This window comes from Weissella kandleri (assembly GCF_045504165.1).
Classification (GTDB): domain Bacteria; phylum Bacillota; class Bacilli; order Lactobacillales; family Lactobacillaceae; genus Weissella; species Weissella kandleri_A.
On sequence record NZ_JBJJNY010000001.1, the window covers coordinates 136,184 to 152,775 of the forward strand.

The window sequence follows — 16,592 nt, forward strand, 5'->3', positions numbered from 1 at the left end:
TATACAAGGAATGAAAACGGTTAAATTCATGAACTTGGTTGCCGAAGTGGGTTGTAATACCGTATAATGAAAAAGAGATAAGTGAACTTTTTTGACGGAGGGCTGCGCTGATGCAAGCGATTTTAGATGAATTACAGGTGACCGCAAAAGACTATCATAAGCAGTTACAGCAAATGGTAAAGAAGGTTAATTTGACGATTGCTGAATGGAAGCTACTGACGCAGGTCACGGACGGCATTGATACGCAAGATAAATTAAGTCAAGCAATGGAACTTGATAATTCAACGCTTTCTCGTCAATTGAAATCGTTAGAACAAAAAAAGGCAATTGAGCACCAAGCCAAGGGGCGCGATCATCGTCAGCTGACATATCAAGTCACTGCACAAGGTCAAGCCCAGTTGGCAACTTTGACAACGCAAAATGAAATGCTAGAACAACGCGTTTTCAAAATGTGGTCAGATGAAGAGCAAACAATGTTGCGAATTCTCTTGAAACGTTTAGGGAAATCATTAAGTAAAGTGGTCGATTAAGTCGGAGATGCGTTATAATTGAAAATATGGTTTTTAGCCAGCATGATTAAAATGGATTGTTGACTAGGCAGTTAATTAATATCATCGTATAATGATATTAATTTATTTGTTTGATTATCGAAATAAAATGCTAGGATAAAGGATATTAACTATGAAAATTGCAATTATGACGGATTCAACGGCGACTCTAACCTCAGAGGAAGTGGAGCGATATAATATTAAGGTGATTCCAATTCCGATTATTTTTGAAGGAAAAGAATACAAAGAAAATGTCGATATTACGACCAAAGAATTTTATGATATGTTAAAGTCATCTGATTCTTTTCCTTCAACTTCACAACCAGCGATTGGCGAATTGATTGGAATTTATGAAAGCTTACGTGATGAAGGTTATGAGCAAGTGATTTCCATTCATTTGACAAGTACTATTTCTGGATTTATTAATAATGTTGATTCAATCAAAGATAAAATTGATGGTTTAGAAGTGATTCCAGTAGACTCAAAGATTACGGTGCGTTTGATGGGGTGGCAAGTGCTTAAAGCAGCGCGAATGGTTGAAGAAGGAAAAACGGCAGAAGAAATCGTCAATGTTCTGCATGAATTACAAAAGACCACGGATGAGTATTTTGTGGTTGATGATTTAAATAATTTGGTACGGGGTGGTCGATTGTCAAACGCTGGGGCGATTGTCGGAACCATGTTAAAGGTTAAACCTATTTTGACTTTTGATGCTAATTCAAATTATATCGTTCCGTATGAAAAAGTGCGTTCAATGAAGAAATCTAAGAAGCGGGTTGAAGAATTGTTTAAAAACGCCTTGATGAATGCGACTTATCCAATTAAGCCAATGATAATTCATGCTAATGCGCAATTGGAAGGTGAGGAATGGCGACAGGAATTAGCAGAAACGTATCCTGATTTGGACTTTGAATTGTCTCATTTCAGTCCAGTAATTGGAGTTCATTTAGGAGCAGGGGCGCTAGCTTTAGTTTGGATGCGTGACCCAGAAAGTTTATAATAAAGCAGGAGATGGTGGAGGATAAATCGTATGGCACAAGTAAAGATTGTAACGGATTCAACGGCAATTTTATCAGATGAGGAAATTGCGCAATTAGATATTACGGTTATTCCATTGACCGTGGTGATTGATGATGTACTCTACGAAGATGGAGTGACGTTGAGCCGAGAAGAATTTATGGAAAAGATGGAAGAAGCTAATAATCTACCTAAGACCTCAACGCCGGCGATTGGAGCGTTTTCGGATGTTTACGAACGGCTGACGGCCGATGGATCAGAAATTATTAGTATTCATTTAACGCCTGAATTGTCAGGAACATGTCAGACTGCTCAGCAGGCGGCACAATTAGTTAGTCCTGATCATATCCATGTGCTAAATTCTGCATTTATTGATCGTGCTTTAAGCTTTCAAGTAATTAAAGCGGCTAAATTAGCCCAAATGGGGGCCAGTGCGGCTGATATTTTATCTGAAATTGAAAAAACGAAGCAAAATACACAACTTTATTTGACATTAGACTCTTTGGATAATCTTTCAGCAGGTGGTCGAATTTCTAAAGCCACTGGTTTTATTGGGGGGTTGTTAAATATCAAAATTGGTGCGCATGTTGTTGATGGTGATATCATAGCGGAAGTTAAAGGACGTGGTGCTAAGACCATCCGGAACTACATTGACAAAATTGTTGATGAAATGCATGCGACTTCAGGAATTGAAATGATTGGGTTATCTCACGCTGGAATTCCGGAAAAAGCGGCAGAGTTGGGTGCACGTTTAGCGCAAGAGTTCCCAGAGGCTACGATTTCGATTAATCAAACTTCACCAGTGGTGGCTACTCACACTGGTGCAGGGGCATACGGATTGAGCTATTTGGTTAAAGGATAGTTGAATGATGAATGGGGCCTAAACAACTTGATTGTGTGGAGCCTTTTTTTGATATAATAATATCTTGCAACCATTCAAATGGATGTTGATATTTTGAAAGAAGGAAAACTGAGCTAAAATGCCAAAATTAGAAAAGTCAATTGTTAGTCTGTTGTTTGGATTAAGTGTAATGCTCCTAGGATTAGGAGGGATTTTACCAACGGTACAGGCCAAGAGTCGTGATAGTGTTGAGTTGGTGACAGTTGGTGACTCTTTAACTGAGGGGATTGGCGATACAAAAAATATGGGCGGTTATGAGCAAAGAATTGCTAAGAAAATTGAACATGTTGATCATCGCAAGGTAAAGACCGCTAATTTTGGAAAATCTGGTGATCGCTCAGACCAAATTTTAAAAAGAATTCAAGCTAATCCAACTGCACAAAAGAAAATCAAGCGTGCTGATGTATTGATAGTGACGGCAGGCGGAAATGATTTGCAGCAAAAGCTGTTTAAATTGATTCAAACGCAAAAAGAACCGAATATCATGCCAGAAATTCGGCATACTAAACCGCAGTATCAGCATAAATTCGAGCAACTTTTTGCATATTTGCGTGCCAAAAATCCACATGCCCCAATTTTTGTGTATGGAAACTATAACCCGTTATATGTATATCTAGCGAACCGGACTGACTTAAATCAGGCTGTTCATTTGTACAATGGGGTTAACAAGGACGTTGCCTTAGATGATAAAAACGCGTATTATGTTTCGGTATTTAAGCCTCTAACATATGGTCAATACCAAACGGCTTATAAAAAAGCTAAACTGGTGCGAGAGGCTAAAGAATCAGCGCAAGGCTCAACGGATAATAAAATGGTAGCTGCAGCTTTAAATCAACCGAATGGTGAAAAGAATCGCTATATTTCACCGGCAGATCATTTTCACCCGAATAACCAAGGGTATGATATTATGACCGATGAGTTGTTTAAAGTGATGCAAAAAAACAAGAAAGTATGGTTGAATTAAAATGAAGGTGCCAAAAGATCAACATAGTTTTCAACAAGGACGGCAATTAGGCCTTCTGTGGGGTATTGGAGGGACTTTAGTCGTGATGGTACTCCTAGCTTTGGTTTTAATTGCTCTGCCCCAGGGAAAAGAAAAACAATTTAAGACGGAGCAACCGATTCAAATGACGGATGCGATGATGGATGTTCAACTAACCAAACGCAATTTAAATGCGTGGATGAATAAGTATTTAAATGATGATCCTGATTTAAAAGGTAAATTCCGTTTTGAAATGGGCACGACTAGTATGATGGTCTATGGAACGACGAAATTATTAGGTCAAAAAGTAGATTATGGGATGAAAATGACGCCTTCAGTTACTAAAGAAGGAAATCTATTGCTTCATGCCGATTCAGTTGCGGTCGGCCAACTACCACTGCCGGTTAAATATGTCATGAATGGGCTTGGCAATAACTTAGATTTGCCCAAGTGGGTGACGGTTAATAGTAAAGCACAGACTATTTTAATTGATTTTACCAAAGTGCCTGAGGTTTCTGGAATGCGAATTAAAATTAAAAAATTAAACATGCAGCAGAATCAATTCATTTTCCAAGTGGGGTTATCTAATCATGCGTAGAACATTTTATCAATGGCTAATGACACAACGAGATCCAGTAACACATGATGCCGTAAAAAATTTTGCTAATGGTGCTTTTTATGATCAAAGTTTTCCGAAGCAAAGCAAAGATTTTGATGAAATATCCCGATATTTGGAAGAAAATGGGGGCTATTTACAATCAATGGACATCTTTGATGAAGCCTGGCAACAATACTTAGCTGCTGAAGAGTAGTCCGAAAAGGAGATTTAAAATGGGACAAATTATTCAATGGTATCCCGGTCATATGGCCAAGGCCATGCGTTTGATGCAAGAAAATTTAAAATACGTTGATGTTGTATTTGAACTAGTTGATGCCCGGATTCCATTAGCTTCGCGTAATCCAGAATTGAACCATGTCTTAGGAGATAAGCCTCGGTTGCTGATAATGACTAAGATGGATTTGGCCGACCCCAAAATTACCCAAGAATGGTTGCAAGATTTTGAACAACGTAATATTCCTGTCGTAGCGTTAAATGTGAAAGACCGAAAAACACCGCAAATTGTGACGAAAGCGGCACGTAAAATTTTAACTGAAAAATGGGATCAATTGGCTGAACGGGGCGTGAAAGATAAAGCGATTCGGGCGTTAGTTGTAGGGGTACCAAATGTTGGTAAGTCAACTTTGCTTAACCATTTGGTGATGAAAAACGTTGCTATTACCGGAGATCGACCGGGAGTGACGAAGAAATTACAGTGGTTAAAAACGCCGACTAATTTGGAATTGTTAGATACGCCAGGCGTGTTGTGGCCTAAATTTGAAAATCAAATTGTTGGTCAACATTTAGCGATGACGGGGGCCATCAAGGATCAATTAGTGAATTTAGATGACATTGCCTTGGCATTGTTAGAATTTATGCGCGGGTATCATCCAGAAGCGATTATTGAACGCTACAAGTTAGCGCCGGATAGTTTTGCACAGTTTAGTAATGTTGATTTGCTATTATTAATTACGCAAAAAATGGGCTATAAGGATGATTATGAGCGTGGTAGTGAGCGATTATTAATTGATTTGCGCCGGGGTAAATTGGGAACTTATACGATTGAACGGCCAACTGATCGGGAGGAATTAGGCTTTTTGGATGATGCAGGAAACGATTCAACAGATTAAAACGCGCTTGCAACAACCAATCGCTAGTGTAGAGCTAGAACGGTTAAAGCAAGATCCTCGGCAAGGCGTTCAGTTGGCGGTTCAGCAATATGAACGCCGTCAGCAAAAAAGGGCACATCAACAAGCAGCCTTTCAACAACGTTTGCAATTTGAACAGCGCTATTGGCAAGCAGGTGATTTAGTGGCAGGCATTGATGAGGTTGGACGTGGCCCTTTGGCGGGGCCCGTGGTCGCTGCGGCAGTCGTTTTAAATCAACATTTTGGTTTGTGGGAAGTCCATGATTCAAAGCAATTGAGTTTAAAAAAGCGACACGCCTTAGTCCCCCAGATTAAGGCACAAGTTTTGGACTATGCATTTGGTGTGGTGGAAGCGGATGAAATTGATGCATTGAATATTTATCAAGCTGCGCGGAAAGCCATGACGCTGGCATATCAAAATTTAACACAACAGCCAGCCGCTTTGTTGATTGATGCGATGGAACTGGATGTTGAAATGCCCCAGACTAGTTTGATTAAAGGGGATGACCGGAGCATTAGTATTGGGGCGGCTAGTATTTTGGCCAAAGATTACCGCGATCGATTGATGGCAACTTATGCTGAAGAATATCCAGGCTATGGGTTTGAAAAAAATGCTGGCTATGGTACTCAAGAACATTTAGCGGCGCTCGATCAATTGGGCGTGACGCCCCTTCATCGTAATACGTTTGCGCCGGTTAAAAAAAGATTGCGGTAATTTAGGCGGTTGGGTTCTTTTTTAACAAGGAGAACTCAATGATGAAACGAAATCAGTTTATTTTAATTTTCACCTTAATGACGCAGGTGCGGTTATCACAGAAAAACCAATTATTTAAAAGCATGGCTTGGCCCGCTGAGCAAGCTTGGTCAAATTGGTGTGCTGCGTTAAAAGCAGCAATGGTTGGTGATTTGCGAAAATCAGAACGAAGTCAGTTGCACAGACTTTTGCAGCAGGTGAACTTAAGCAACCAGCTGTTATCTATGGCAGCAACCATACCGTATATTACAATTTTTGATGGTACTTACCCGAATCGCTTAAAGGAGATTTGGAATCCACCGTTGGTTTTATTTTATCAAGGTAATTTAACATATTTGCAGCAACCATGTTTAACTGTTGTGGGTGCTAGGCAAAATGGAGCCTATGGACAGGTGATTTTACAGCAGTGGTTGCCTCAGTTGGTTGCGCAAGGAATCGTGATTGTTTCGGGCTTAGCGCGAGGTATTGATGCTTTAGCACATGAAATCACTTTGGCAGCTGGCGGAGCAACTGTGGCGGTGATTGGAACTGGCTTGATGCGTACTTATCCAGCCAGTCACCGCGCGTTACAAGCTGAAGTCAGTCGGCAAGGATTAATATTAAGTGAATATTTGCCAGATGTTGGACCGCAAAAACAATATTTTCCTGAGCGGAATCGAATTTTAGCTGGCCTGAGTTATAATACGTTGGTGGTAGAAGCCCGACGGAAATCTGGATCTTTGATTACGGCCGCCTTAGCTGTCCAGAATAACCGGAGTGTATTGGCTGTGCCTGGCGCGGTAATGTATGATTACGCGCAAGGCTGCAATGAATTGATCCGGCAAGGGGCTGAGCCAGTTTTAAATGCGCAAGATGTCATGCAGGCGTTAAAAGCTCACTATTGGTGGTTTTAACTTTAAGTGATTTTAGATAAAAAATGAAGAGGCTTGACAGAAAATTGAATTACAGGTACACTCGGGATATTCAGTAGATTGATTAGTTGAATGTAAGAGAAACTACGGTTGCTGTGAGTAGTGCAGGCTAATGAATTGAATTATTAAGTTTTTTAAATAGGCTGTATTTTGTGGACGGTCACTATTTAGAGAGCTCCCTTAATTTTTAAATAATAAAGAGATTCACTTTTGTGTGAATAATTCGGGTGGTACCGCGGAAATCACTTTCGTCCCAACTATGTCAATTGATGTAGTTGGGACGTTTTTTATTTAGAATTTGGTTGATGAAATTTATTATAAGAGCAGTCAGCGCAATTGGTTGAGGCTGTATGATTGGAAAATGAATAGATTGAGGTGTAAAGGTATGCAAAAACAAATGAAATGGGGCTTTAAAGGCGCCAGTTTACTAGTTATTATGATTTTAATAATCTTTAGTGTGGGCATCATTGGGATGAAGTTACCAGCTTACATCCCCTTGTTAGTTAGTTTATTAGTTAGTATGTTGTTCTTAAAAATATCTGGGGCCCATTGGGATGAATTACAAGTTGCGATGCTAGCGGGACTAAAGACAGGACTGGCCCCTTTATTCTTATTCTTGTTGATTGGGATGCTAATTGCGTTATGGATGGCCACGGGGGTGATTCCCACTTTAGTTTGGCTTGGCTTTAAAAGTGCTAATGTAACTTGGTTTTTACCTAGCACGGTTTTAGTGACCGCAGTGATTGGGTCAGTGATTGGTTCAGCTTTTACTACAATTGGAACGGTTGGGGTAGCCTTGATGGGAATTGGAACAAGCTTAGGCTTTTCTCCAGCAATGGTAGCTGGAGCAATTTTATCGGGGGCCATTTTTGGAGATAAATCATCACCTTTGTCGGATTCAACGAACTTAGCGTCGTCAATTGCTGAAGTCGACTTGTTCGCCCATATTCGCAATTTGATGTGGACCACATTGCCCGCTTTGGGTGTATCATTATTACTATTTACTTGGTTAGGGTTTGGACATCATGGTCATGCAGGACAAAGCTTAGCATCATTGATGGCATTATTGCATCCTACATGGTGGAGCGTGGTTCCACTAGGTCTATTAGTGGTGATGGCTATTTTGCGCATCCCTGCCATCCCAACTTTATTAATGAATGTTGGCGTATCAGCCTTAGCATTTTTGGTGCAAAATACGCCCAAAGATTTGGCTGACCTTTTGATGAACGGTTACCATACATCGTTGAATAATGCCTTATTAGCAGGATTATTAAATCGTGGGGGGATGATGCCGATGATGCCAACGATTATTATAATCATGTTTGCCTTAGCCCTTGGGGGTGTATTAACTGAGATGCGCGTTTTGCAAACTTTAATGGAACCTTTAGTCGTCAAAATTAATACAACTGCGGGCACCTTGACTGGATTGATTTTAAGTGGAATTGGAGCGAACTTTATGATTGGTGAGCAGTACTTGGCGACAATTTTACCCGGGCAGTTATGGAAGCCAGCTTTTGATCGCTTGAACATTTCACGGTTAGCCTTGAGTCGTGGGTTAGAAGATTCGGGGACGGTGGTGAATTATTTAGTACCGTGGGGCGTGGCTGGAAGCTTTGCGGCGCAAGCGTTAGGTGTTTCAGTGAGCGCATTTGTACCCTTTGTCTTTTTTGCCTTATTCTCACCCATTTTTTCATTGTTGTCAGCCTGGACAGGGTTAGGATTACCGGGTGAACGACCTGTGAAATAAGCCTCGTTAAATATTCGCGAGCTTGCTATAATTAGGTTATAATTAAAAAATAGGAGTTAAAGCATGTACGAATACTTAAAGGGAATTATAACCGTCTTGGCCCCCAAATTTGTTGTCATTGAAGTAGCGGGCGTCGGCTATCGGGTCGTTATGGGTAATTCATATCGTTTTACCGTGGGACAAGAAGCGCAGTTGTTTGTTGAGCAGGTGGTACGTGAAGATGCAATTACTTTGTATGGCTTTCAGACGGTTGATGAAAAGAATCTTTTTGACCAACTATTAGCTGTTTCTGGAATTGGACCGAAAAGTGCCTTGGCGATTTTGGCAAATGCAGATCATTCAGGATTGGTCCAAGCTATTGTTGCGGGGAATATTAATTATTTGACGAAATTCCCTGGGATTGGTAAAAAGACAGCACAACAAATGGTCTTAGACTTACAAAATAATTTATCCAAGTTACCATTTGATTTTCAAAATATTGAAGGAGTTGTGGCACCGGTGGCTTCAACTAATCCGGCACTTGATGATGCGTTGGAGGCTTTGCGTGCGCTAGGATATGGCGATCGAGAAGTTAAAAAGGTTGAAAAAACTCTGCAAAAGCAGCCAGATGCAACGACCTCTGATTATATTTCAGCGGGATTGAAATTATTAATTTAGTAGGAGTGAAGCATGGATGATGGGATTTTAGATCAGACAACACAAAATGCGGTCGAAGCCCAAGTAGAACAATCATTGCGTCCGCAAAAATTACAAGAATATATTGGTCAAGATGCTCTAAAACATCGCCTGCAAGTTTATATTCAAGCGGCACAGCAACGTGAAGAGGCGTTAGACCATGTTTTGTTATATGGCCCACCTGGGCTAGGGAAAACGACTTTGGCGTTAGTGATTGCTAATGAAATGGGTGTCAACATTAAAACGACCACCGGACCAGTTATTGAAAAGCAAGGTGACTTATTAGCCCTATTAAATGAATTACAACCGGGCGATATTTTGTTTATTGATGAAATTCATCGCTTGCCAAAAACAGTGGAAGAGATGCTATACTCGGCGATGGAAGATTATTATGTGGATATTATTGTCGGTGAGGGTGAGTCTTCGCATCCCGTTCATTTTCCGCTACCACCGTTTACCTTGATTGGAGCGACTACACGAGCGGGGATGTTATCTCAGCCTCTGCGAGATCGTTTTGGAATTGTTGAGCATATGAATTATTATACTGATACTGAATTAATGGCGATTACTTCGCGTTCAGCGCAAGTTTTCCAAATTCAAATCGGAGAAGAAGGCGCGCAGGCGTTGGCCAAGCGAGCACACGGGACACCACGAATTGCTAATCGCTTATTAAGACGGGTCCGAGATTTTGCGATGGTGCAAGGACAAGCTGAAATTGACCAGGCCATGGTGGACTACGCCTTGGGATTATTAAATATTGATCAGTCAGGCCTGGATCAAGTTGATTTAAAGCTATTAACGACAATTATTAATTATTATGACGGTGGTCCTGTTGGTATTAAAACGCTAGCGGTTAATATTGGCGAAGAAGTTGATACATTAGAAGAAATGTATGAACCATATTTGTTGCAAATTGGTTTTATCAAACGGACGGCACGAGGACGTATAGCCACACAATTAGCATATGAACATTTAGGTTTGGATTATCCAAAGAAAGAAGATAAAAAATGAGTTTATCAGAATATACTTTAGACGATTTTGATTATGATTTGCCACAAGAGTTGATTGCGCAAACACCATTAAAACAACGTGACAGCTCACGTTTATTAACATTGAATGCTGATACAGGAACAATGGAAGATCGTCATTTTTATGACATCTTAGATTGTTTAAATCCTGGGGATGCAATTGTGATGAATAATTCGCGAGTCTTACCTGCGCGTTTGCATGGTATTCGACCAGATACAGGGGGACATGTTGAAGTCTTAATGTTGCGTCAAGATCATGGAGATGTGTGGGAAACGTTAGTTAAGCCGGCGCGTAAATACCCTGTAGGTGCCCAAATTTCTTTTGGAGATGGTGAACTAACCGCGACAGTAGTGAAAAAGTTAGAGCATGGGGGCCGGATGGTGGAATTCCATTATGATGGAATCTTCTTAGAAGTTTTGGAATCGTTGGGTGAGATGCCTTTGCCTCCATATATTAAAGAAAAATTGGATGATCAAGAACGCTATCAGACGGTTTATTCCAAAGTAAATGGTTCAGCCGCGGCCCCAACCGCTGGGCTCCACTGGACACCAGAACTGTTAGCTAAGGTGGAAGCCAAGGGGATTAAGTTAGTTGAATTAACTTTACATGTTGGTTTGGGAACATTCCGTCCGGTTGAAACTAATAATTTAAATGAGCACAAAATGCATTCTGAATTCTATCAACTAAGTCAAGCAGCAGCGGATACTTTAAATGAAGTGCATGCAAATGGGGGCCGCATTATCGCGACTGGAACGACATCCATTCGTACTTTAGAGACGATTGGGTCAAAGTTTAATGGCGTCTTGCAAGCAGATTCAGGGTGGACTGACATTTTTATTAAGCCGGGTTATCAATGGACGGTGGTTGATGCCTTTATAACTAATTTCCACTTACCTAAGTCCACATTGGTGATGTTAGTCGCGGCTTTTACTGGTCGTGAAAACATTTTGAATGCTTATCAGCATGCGATTGAAGAGCGCTATCGGTTCTTTTCATTTGGTGATGCGATGTTCATCTATCGTTAGGAGAAATTATGCGACAATATAGTAAATTTGATCAATTTTTAATGGAAAAATACCCATTAAAAGAAGAATACTTGAATGATCCAGAGCGGCCAGTTATTTATGAATTATTGCATGTAGAAAAGCATACAGGCGCACGGCTAGGCCGGATTTACACCCGTCACGGGGTCGTGCACACACCAATGTTTATGCCGGTCGGGACCCAAGCTTCAGTTAAAAATGTGGCCCCGCGTGATTTGGAGGCTATTAATACGCAATTTATTTTGTCAAACACATATCATTTGTGGGTCCGTCCCGGGGATGATTTGATTGCTAAAGCGGGTGGTTTGCATAAATTTATGCAGTGGAATGGCCCAATTTTGACAGATTCTGGTGGTTTTCAAGTTTGGTCGTTAGCTAAAAATAATAAGATTTCGGAAGAAGGGGTCGATTTTAAAAACCACGTTGATGGGGCTTCGATGTTTTTATCTCCCGAAGTGGCTATGCGAATTCAAAATAACTTGGGTTCTGATGTGATGATGCAATTGGATGAGGCAATCCCTTATTTTGAAACGTATGATTATGTTAAAAATTCAGTTGAGCGAACGACACGCTGGGCTAAACGCGCTAAAATCGCTCATGCCCGGCCAAAGGACCAAGCCTTATTTGGAATCATCCAAGGAGCTGGGTTTAAAGAGTTGCGACGTTTATCTGCCGAAGGGTTAGTTGATCTTGATTTGCCTGGGTATGCTGTGGGTGGTTTGTCCGTGGGTGAATCAAAAGAGGAGATGAATCGAGTCTTAGACTTTACCGTTGATTGGATGCCTGCTGATAAACCTCGTTATTTGATGGGGGTGGCGGCACCGGATTCCTTAATTGATTCGGCGATTCGTGGTATTGATATGTTTGATTGTGTCTTGCCAACTCGTATTGCACGGAATGGATCATTGATGACTAAGCACGGTCGAATCGTTATAACAAATGGTAAATATAAAGATGACTTTAGTCTGATTGATGAAGATACAGAAGATTATGGTTCCCAAAACTTTACCAAGGCTTATTTGCATCATTTATTTAAAGCTAATGAGTTATTGGGTCAAAATATTGCGTCTGTTCATAATTTGCGATATCTGTTAAAGTTAATGGAAGAGATGCGTGAAGCGATTTATAATGATGAATTACTAGAATTTAGAGAACAAGTTCTGGAAGACTATGGTTATAATAAGCCCAATGCCCGTCTATTTTAAAAGTTATAGGAGATTTTAATAATGCAAATGAATAGTATTTTGATTTTTATCGCTTTCTTGGCCTTGATGTATTTTATGATGGTGCGTCCGCAACAAAAGGCAGCTAAGAAGCATCAAGAGATGTTACAACAATTGCAACCAGGGACAGAAGTGGTCACTATTGGTGGGTTACATGGCGTGATTGATCACGCTGATGAAAAAACAATTACTTTGGACGCCGATGGAGTGTTACTTACTTTTGAACGGGCGGCAATTAAAAATGTTGTAACGCCAGCTGCGCCTGAAGCTATAACTAAGGCGGAACCAGTTGAAGAAGACACGCTTACACATACGGATCGGGAAGATTAATCGTAGTGTAAGGTTAAATGATGGGCTTAGATTTATCATGCGGATAAGTCTAAGCCTTTTTATTATTTGGATGAATTAGGAATAAATTAATGTTAAAATGCTTAAAGTGACCAACAAGTTGAATATGAGCGTGGGGGTGGCAGATTTTGACAGATTTGTTAGAAGTACCAATTGTCTTGAATGCAGAACGTCAGATTATTCATGTAGATATGGATGCTTTTTACGCGCAAGTTGAAATACGCGAACACCCCGAATATCGGAATGAGATTCTAATCATCGGTAGTGATCCTCGCAAAAATGGCGGGCGTGGAGTCGTAGCGACTGCAAATTACGCAGCACGTAGGTTAGGTGTTCATTCTGCGATGAGTTCAAATGAAGCATTAAAATTAGCGCCGGAAGCGCATTTTGTGCAACCTGATTTCAAACTATATAAAACAGTTTCCAAACAAGTGCACGCCATTTTTCACCGTTATACGGATTTAGTTGAACCAGTTGCGTTTGATGAGGCGTATTTAGATGTAACGGGTCACCAATTAAATTTTGCATCAAGTGTGGAGTTAGCCCATCATTTACAACAGACCATTTATGAAGAACTGAATTTGACTTCTTCCGTGGGAGTTTCATTTAATAAATTTTTAGCCAAATTAGCATCAGAACATAATAAACCAGCGGGCTTTACGTTGGTCGGTCCGGCGGACGTTCGGGTATTTTTAGATGCTTTGCCAATTGCAGATGTGCGCGGCGTGGGCAGAAAAACTTTACCAGTGATGCATCAACTAGGTATTTACACCGGGCGGGATCTTTTTGAGCAAAATCAAACTGATTTGGCAACCCATTTTGGTAAGCTTGGATATGATTTATATCTTAGAATTCGTGGTGTTGATGATCGGCAAGTCCAAGGTAATCGGCAACGGAAGTCGTTGGGGAATGAGCGCACTTATGGCCCGCCCTTAGATAATGAGGAAGCAATTTTAGATGCATTGCGGGAATTAGCGATGCGATTGCAGCAAGATTTAATTCAAGCTCATTTTCACTGTAAGACGATAGTATTGAAGATGCGTGATGATGATTTTAAAACTGAGACTAGACGAATAACAGAAACGGACTTTATAATGAACCAAGTAGACGTTTTATATAATCTAGCTTTAGATCTATGGGAAGAAATGGGCGGATACCAACAGCCTATCCGTTTGCTGGGACTGACCGCTCAAAATTTAGCACCTGTTACTTTTGATGAGATTACTTTAGATTTATACGGGGAATAAAAGGTGTCGTATGTTATAATTTAAAGTTGGTGCTGTTGGAAAATTAAAAATAAAATTAAATGAAAATGAGAGAACAACTATGTCAGCAGAAACAAGTATTTTAGCAGCGATTAAGAAGTATGATACAATCATCATTCATCGGCATCAACGACCAGATCCAGACGCATTTGGATCGCAATTTGGGATGGCGGATTTAATTAAGCAATCCTTCCCGAATAAGGCTGTGTATGTGGTCGGAAAGATGAAACCGAGTGCTGAATGGTTGGGGGCAATGGATGAATTGGGCGACCAACTATATGATAATGCATTGGTAATTATTTTAGATACGGCGAATGCACCGCGCGTAGATGATGAACGCTGGGATAAAGCAGCTGAGATTATCAAAATTGACCATCACCCCAATGAAGAGCCTTATGGTGATTATAACTGGGTTGTTCCTTCGATGTCATCGACGTCGGAATTGGTTTTCAGCTTTTATCAAACCTTTAAGAATGAACTTAAATTATCTGATGCTGGCGCAGCAGCTCTTTATTATGGAATTGTTGGCGATACTGGTCGATTCCTATATGCTACTAATAGTCATACAATGGAGGTCGTAGCAGGTTTAATGCAATTTGATTTTGACTGGACTAGTCTTAGTCAAACCATGGACACCATTTCACCAGCCGCTGCTAAAATGTCAGGCTATGTTTTAAGTGAAATGCAATTAAATGATTTAGGCTTGAACTATATTATTTTAAAGAATGATGTGGTTGAAAGTTTTGACCTAGGTGATTTCGGAACGGCCTTTGTTGTTCCCTTATTAGGGAAGGTAAATACGGCTAAGGCCTGGATTGTTTTTGAAGAACAAGATGATCAAACTTACCGGGTACGTATTCGCTCAAGAAATATTGTGATTAATCAAGTGGCAGCACGCCACGGTGGTGGTGGACATCCTTTTGCATCAGGGGCTAAAGCAAAGGATCAAGCAGAGATAGAAACAATTATTGCCGAAGTGAACGCGACGCTAGCCGCGCAAGAAGAATAGAGGAAAAAATATGGCAAAATTTACAGACTATAATCTAAAGCCCGAAATTTATGCGGCCTTAGCAGAACTGCATTTTGAGAAACCTACGCCTGTTCAAGAAAAGATGATTCCAACGATTTTACAGGGGCGTTCGGTGGTGGGACAGTCACAGACTGGTTCAGGGAAGACACATGCGTTCTTAATTCCGATTTTTGAACATTTAACCCTAGCTAGTGAAGTGCAAGTCATTATTACAACACCGTCACGGGAATTAGCTGCGCAGATTGAACAGGCTGCTAAACAACTCGCTAATCATTTTGCACCAGAAGAACAACCTAAGATTGGTTATTACGTCGGTGGAACGGATAAAGCTCGGCAGATTAGCCAGTTAGAGACCGTTCAACCGCAGTTGGTTATTGGAACACCAGGGCGTATCTTAGATTTAAGCAAGATGGGTAAGCTCGACCTACATACCGCCCAGACCTTAGTGATTGATGAAGCGGACATGACGTTAGATGGTGGATTTCTACCAGATGTCGATGCCATCGCAGGAGCGCTTCCTTCTGATTTACAAATGATGGTGTTTTCAGCAACCATTCCACAAAAATTACAACCGTTTTTGAAAAAATACCTAAATAATCCAGTTGTGGAAGAAATTCCAAGTGAGACTGTGATTGCTAACACGATTACCAACTTGTTAGTTGGGACAAAGGGTCGGAGTAAAGATGAGGTGATTTATCATCTCTTAACGATGGGCTCTCCTTATATGGCTTTGGTATTTACAAATACAAAAGAGCGGGCGAAAGAATTAACGCAATATTTACGGCAAAAGCACTTAAAGGTGGCCGAAATTCATGGTGACGTTAAGCCACGCGAACGTAAGCGGACGATGGCGGCGATTCAACATTTAGATTATCAATACGTTGTTGCGACTGACTTGGCTGCCCGCGGAATTGATATTCCAGGCGTTGATTTAGTCATCAATGATGGAATTCCGAGTGAATTAGAATTCTTTATTCATCGGGTAGGTCGTACGGGACGTATGAACCAAGTTGGAACGGCCATTACTTTGTATAATCCTGATGAGGAACAACGTGTGGCTGCTGTGGAAGCTTTAGGGATTGAATTTGAACCCAAAAACTACGTGCAAGGTGAATTGCGCGATGGAATTGATCGGCGACGACGGCGTCAACGAAATAAATCAACAACTAAACTAGACCCAACGATGGTTGGAATGGTTAAAAAGAAAAAGAAAAAAGTTAAGCCCGGTTATAAGCGGCAAATTAAGAAGGCAATTGCCAAAGACGCACGCTTTAAGAAGCGGGTAGCGACGCGTGAAGAATTGCGGGCAAGTCGGAAAGCTAAAAAGAAGGCATCGGATCAAACGCATCGGCGTTAAACCAGAAAGGGGGCAT

18 protein-coding genes are annotated in these 16,592 nt (G+C 40.8%); all 18 read left to right on the top strand.

All coding sequences use genetic code 11. The features are described from left to right. The first annotated feature begins 110 nt into the window (after nucleotides 1-110). The 18 genes from ACJQWY_RS00660 (at nucleotide 111) to ACJQWY_RS00745 (ending at nucleotide 16,576) form a co-directional block, all read left to right on the top strand. Nucleotides 111-530, top strand: coding sequence for a MarR family winged helix-turn-helix transcriptional regulator (locus ACJQWY_RS00660; protein WP_407075828.1), 420 nt, complete (start codon nucleotides 111-113; stop codon nucleotides 528-530). Between the two features lie 151 nt (nucleotides 531-681). After that, a complete protein-coding gene (locus tag ACJQWY_RS00665; protein WP_407075829.1) occupies nucleotides 682-1,548 on the top strand; it encodes a DegV family protein in 867 nt (288 codons plus the stop codon). Nucleotides 1,549-1,578: 30 nt separating this feature from the next. Beyond that, nucleotides 1,579-2,427: a DegV family protein gene (locus ACJQWY_RS00670; protein ID WP_407075830.1), complete on the top strand. Its 849-nt coding sequence runs from the start codon at nucleotides 1,579-1,581 to the stop codon at nucleotides 2,425-2,427. Nucleotides 2,428-2,545: 118 nt separating this feature from the next. Beyond that, nucleotides 2,546-3,430, top strand: a complete 885-nt coding sequence (locus tag ACJQWY_RS00675; RefSeq protein WP_407075831.1) for a GDSL-type esterase/lipase family protein — start codon at nucleotides 2,546-2,548, stop codon at nucleotides 3,428-3,430. A 1-nt stretch (nucleotide 3,431) separates the two neighbouring features. Further along, a complete protein-coding gene (locus ACJQWY_RS00680) occupies nucleotides 3,432-4,046 on the top strand; it encodes a YpmS family protein (RefSeq protein WP_407075832.1) in 615 nt (204 codons plus the stop codon). Further along, a complete protein-coding gene (locus tag ACJQWY_RS00685) occupies nucleotides 4,039-4,260 on the top strand; it encodes a YozE family protein (protein ID WP_057755182.1) in 222 nt (73 codons plus the stop codon). The genes ACJQWY_RS00680 and ACJQWY_RS00685 overlap by 8 nt, the downstream gene beginning before the upstream one ends. Nucleotides 4,261-4,279: 19 nt before the next feature. Then, nucleotides 4,280-5,176 (top strand): ribosome biogenesis GTPase YlqF, encoded by an 897-nt coding sequence (ylqF, locus tag ACJQWY_RS00690; RefSeq protein WP_407075833.1) that lies wholly within the window; start codon nucleotides 4,280-4,282, stop codon nucleotides 5,174-5,176. Further along, nucleotides 5,151-5,909, top strand: a complete 759-nt coding sequence (locus ACJQWY_RS00695; protein ID WP_407075918.1) for a ribonuclease HII — start codon at nucleotides 5,151-5,153, stop codon at nucleotides 5,907-5,909. The genes ylqF and ACJQWY_RS00695 overlap by 26 nt, the downstream gene beginning before the upstream one ends. 38 nt (nucleotides 5,910-5,947) lie before the next feature. After that, a complete protein-coding gene (gene dprA / locus ACJQWY_RS00700; RefSeq protein ID WP_407075834.1) occupies nucleotides 5,948-6,841 on the top strand; it encodes a DNA-processing protein DprA in 894 nt (297 codons plus the stop codon). 403 nt (nucleotides 6,842-7,244) lie between these two features. Then, nucleotides 7,245-8,606: a Na+/H+ antiporter NhaC family protein gene (locus ACJQWY_RS00705; protein ID WP_407075835.1), complete on the top strand. Its 1,362-nt coding sequence runs from the start codon at nucleotides 7,245-7,247 to the stop codon at nucleotides 8,604-8,606. Between the two features lie 63 nt (nucleotides 8,607-8,669). After that, nucleotides 8,670-9,263 (top strand): Holliday junction branch migration protein RuvA, encoded by a 594-nt coding sequence (gene ruvA, locus ACJQWY_RS00710; protein WP_407075836.1) that lies wholly within the window; start codon nucleotides 8,670-8,672, stop codon nucleotides 9,261-9,263. A 12-nt stretch (nucleotides 9,264-9,275) separates the two neighbouring features. Then, on the top strand, nucleotides 9,276-10,292 hold the full coding sequence (ruvB, locus tag ACJQWY_RS00715) for a Holliday junction branch migration DNA helicase RuvB (RefSeq protein WP_407075837.1): 1,017 nt from the start codon (nucleotides 9,276-9,278) through the stop codon (nucleotides 10,290-10,292). Further along, entirely contained in the window at nucleotides 10,289-11,335 is a 1,047-nt protein-coding gene (gene queA / locus ACJQWY_RS00720) for a tRNA preQ1(34) S-adenosylmethionine ribosyltransferase-isomerase QueA (protein ID WP_407075838.1), read from the top strand. Before ruvB ends, queA begins: the two co-directional genes overlap by 4 nt. Nucleotides 11,336-11,376: 41 nt before the next feature. After that, entirely contained in the window at nucleotides 11,377-12,558 is a 1,182-nt protein-coding gene (tgt, locus tag ACJQWY_RS00725) for a tRNA guanosine(34) transglycosylase Tgt (protein WP_407075919.1), read from the top strand. A 21-nt stretch (nucleotides 12,559-12,579) separates the two neighbouring features. Then, nucleotides 12,580-12,906, top strand: a complete 327-nt coding sequence (gene yajC, locus ACJQWY_RS00730) for a preprotein translocase subunit YajC (protein WP_407075839.1) — start codon at nucleotides 12,580-12,582, stop codon at nucleotides 12,904-12,906. Nucleotides 12,907-13,052: 146 nt separating this feature from the next. Beyond that, on the top strand, nucleotides 13,053-14,171 hold the full coding sequence (gene dinB, locus ACJQWY_RS00735; protein ID WP_407075840.1) for a DNA polymerase IV: 1,119 nt from the start codon (nucleotides 13,053-13,055) through the stop codon (nucleotides 14,169-14,171). Nucleotides 14,172-14,250: 79 nt separating this feature from the next. After that, nucleotides 14,251-15,198, top strand: coding sequence for a DHH family phosphoesterase (locus ACJQWY_RS00740; protein WP_407075841.1), 948 nt, complete (start codon nucleotides 14,251-14,253; stop codon nucleotides 15,196-15,198). A gap of 10 nt (nucleotides 15,199-15,208) precedes the next feature. Then, the gene (locus ACJQWY_RS00745; protein WP_407075842.1) at nucleotides 15,209-16,576 is read left to right on the top strand and encodes a DEAD/DEAH box helicase; all 1,368 of its coding nucleotides are present in this window, start codon (nucleotides 15,209-15,211) and stop codon (nucleotides 16,574-16,576) included. Nucleotides 16,577-16,592: the final 16 nt, after the last annotated feature.

What these genes read in the sequence shown, in the direction of transcription:
- ACJQWY_RS00660 (WP_407075828.1), top strand. Translation starts at nt 111, where the DNA reads ATGCAAGCGATTTTAGATGAATTACAGGTGACCGCAAAAGACTATCAT.
- ACJQWY_RS00665 (WP_407075829.1), top strand. Translation starts at nt 682, where the DNA reads ATGAAAATTGCAATTATGACGGATTCAACGGCGACTCTAACCTCAGAG.
- ACJQWY_RS00670 (WP_407075830.1), top strand. Translation starts at nt 1,579, where the DNA reads ATGGCACAAGTAAAGATTGTAACGGATTCAACGGCAATTTTATCAGAT.
- ACJQWY_RS00675 (WP_407075831.1), top strand. Translation starts at nt 2,546, where the DNA reads ATGCCAAAATTAGAAAAGTCAATTGTTAGTCTGTTGTTTGGATTAAGT.
- ACJQWY_RS00680 (WP_407075832.1), top strand. Translation starts at nt 3,432, where the DNA reads ATGAAGGTGCCAAAAGATCAACATAGTTTTCAACAAGGACGGCAATTA.
- ACJQWY_RS00685 (WP_057755182.1), top strand. Translation starts at nt 4,039, where the DNA reads ATGCGTAGAACATTTTATCAATGGCTAATGACACAACGAGATCCAGTA.
- ylqF (WP_407075833.1), top strand. Translation starts at nt 4,280, where the DNA reads ATGGGACAAATTATTCAATGGTATCCCGGTCATATGGCCAAGGCCATG.
- ACJQWY_RS00695 (WP_407075918.1), top strand. Translation starts at nt 5,151, where the DNA reads ATGCAGGAAACGATTCAACAGATTAAAACGCGCTTGCAACAACCAATC.
- dprA (WP_407075834.1), top strand. Translation starts at nt 5,948, where the DNA reads ATGATGAAACGAAATCAGTTTATTTTAATTTTCACCTTAATGACGCAG.
- ACJQWY_RS00705 (WP_407075835.1), top strand. Translation starts at nt 7,245, where the DNA reads ATGCAAAAACAAATGAAATGGGGCTTTAAAGGCGCCAGTTTACTAGTT.
- ruvA (WP_407075836.1), top strand. Translation starts at nt 8,670, where the DNA reads ATGTACGAATACTTAAAGGGAATTATAACCGTCTTGGCCCCCAAATTT.
- ruvB (WP_407075837.1), top strand. Translation starts at nt 9,276, where the DNA reads ATGGATGATGGGATTTTAGATCAGACAACACAAAATGCGGTCGAAGCC.
- queA (WP_407075838.1), top strand. Translation starts at nt 10,289, where the DNA reads ATGAGTTTATCAGAATATACTTTAGACGATTTTGATTATGATTTGCCA.
- tgt (WP_407075919.1), top strand. Translation starts at nt 11,377, where the DNA reads ATGGAAAAATACCCATTAAAAGAAGAATACTTGAATGATCCAGAGCGG.
- yajC (WP_407075839.1), top strand. Translation starts at nt 12,580, where the DNA reads ATGCAAATGAATAGTATTTTGATTTTTATCGCTTTCTTGGCCTTGATG.
- ACJQWY_RS00740 (WP_407075841.1), top strand. Translation starts at nt 14,251, where the DNA reads ATGTCAGCAGAAACAAGTATTTTAGCAGCGATTAAGAAGTATGATACA.
- ACJQWY_RS00745 (WP_407075842.1), top strand. Translation starts at nt 15,209, where the DNA reads ATGGCAAAATTTACAGACTATAATCTAAAGCCCGAAATTTATGCGGCC.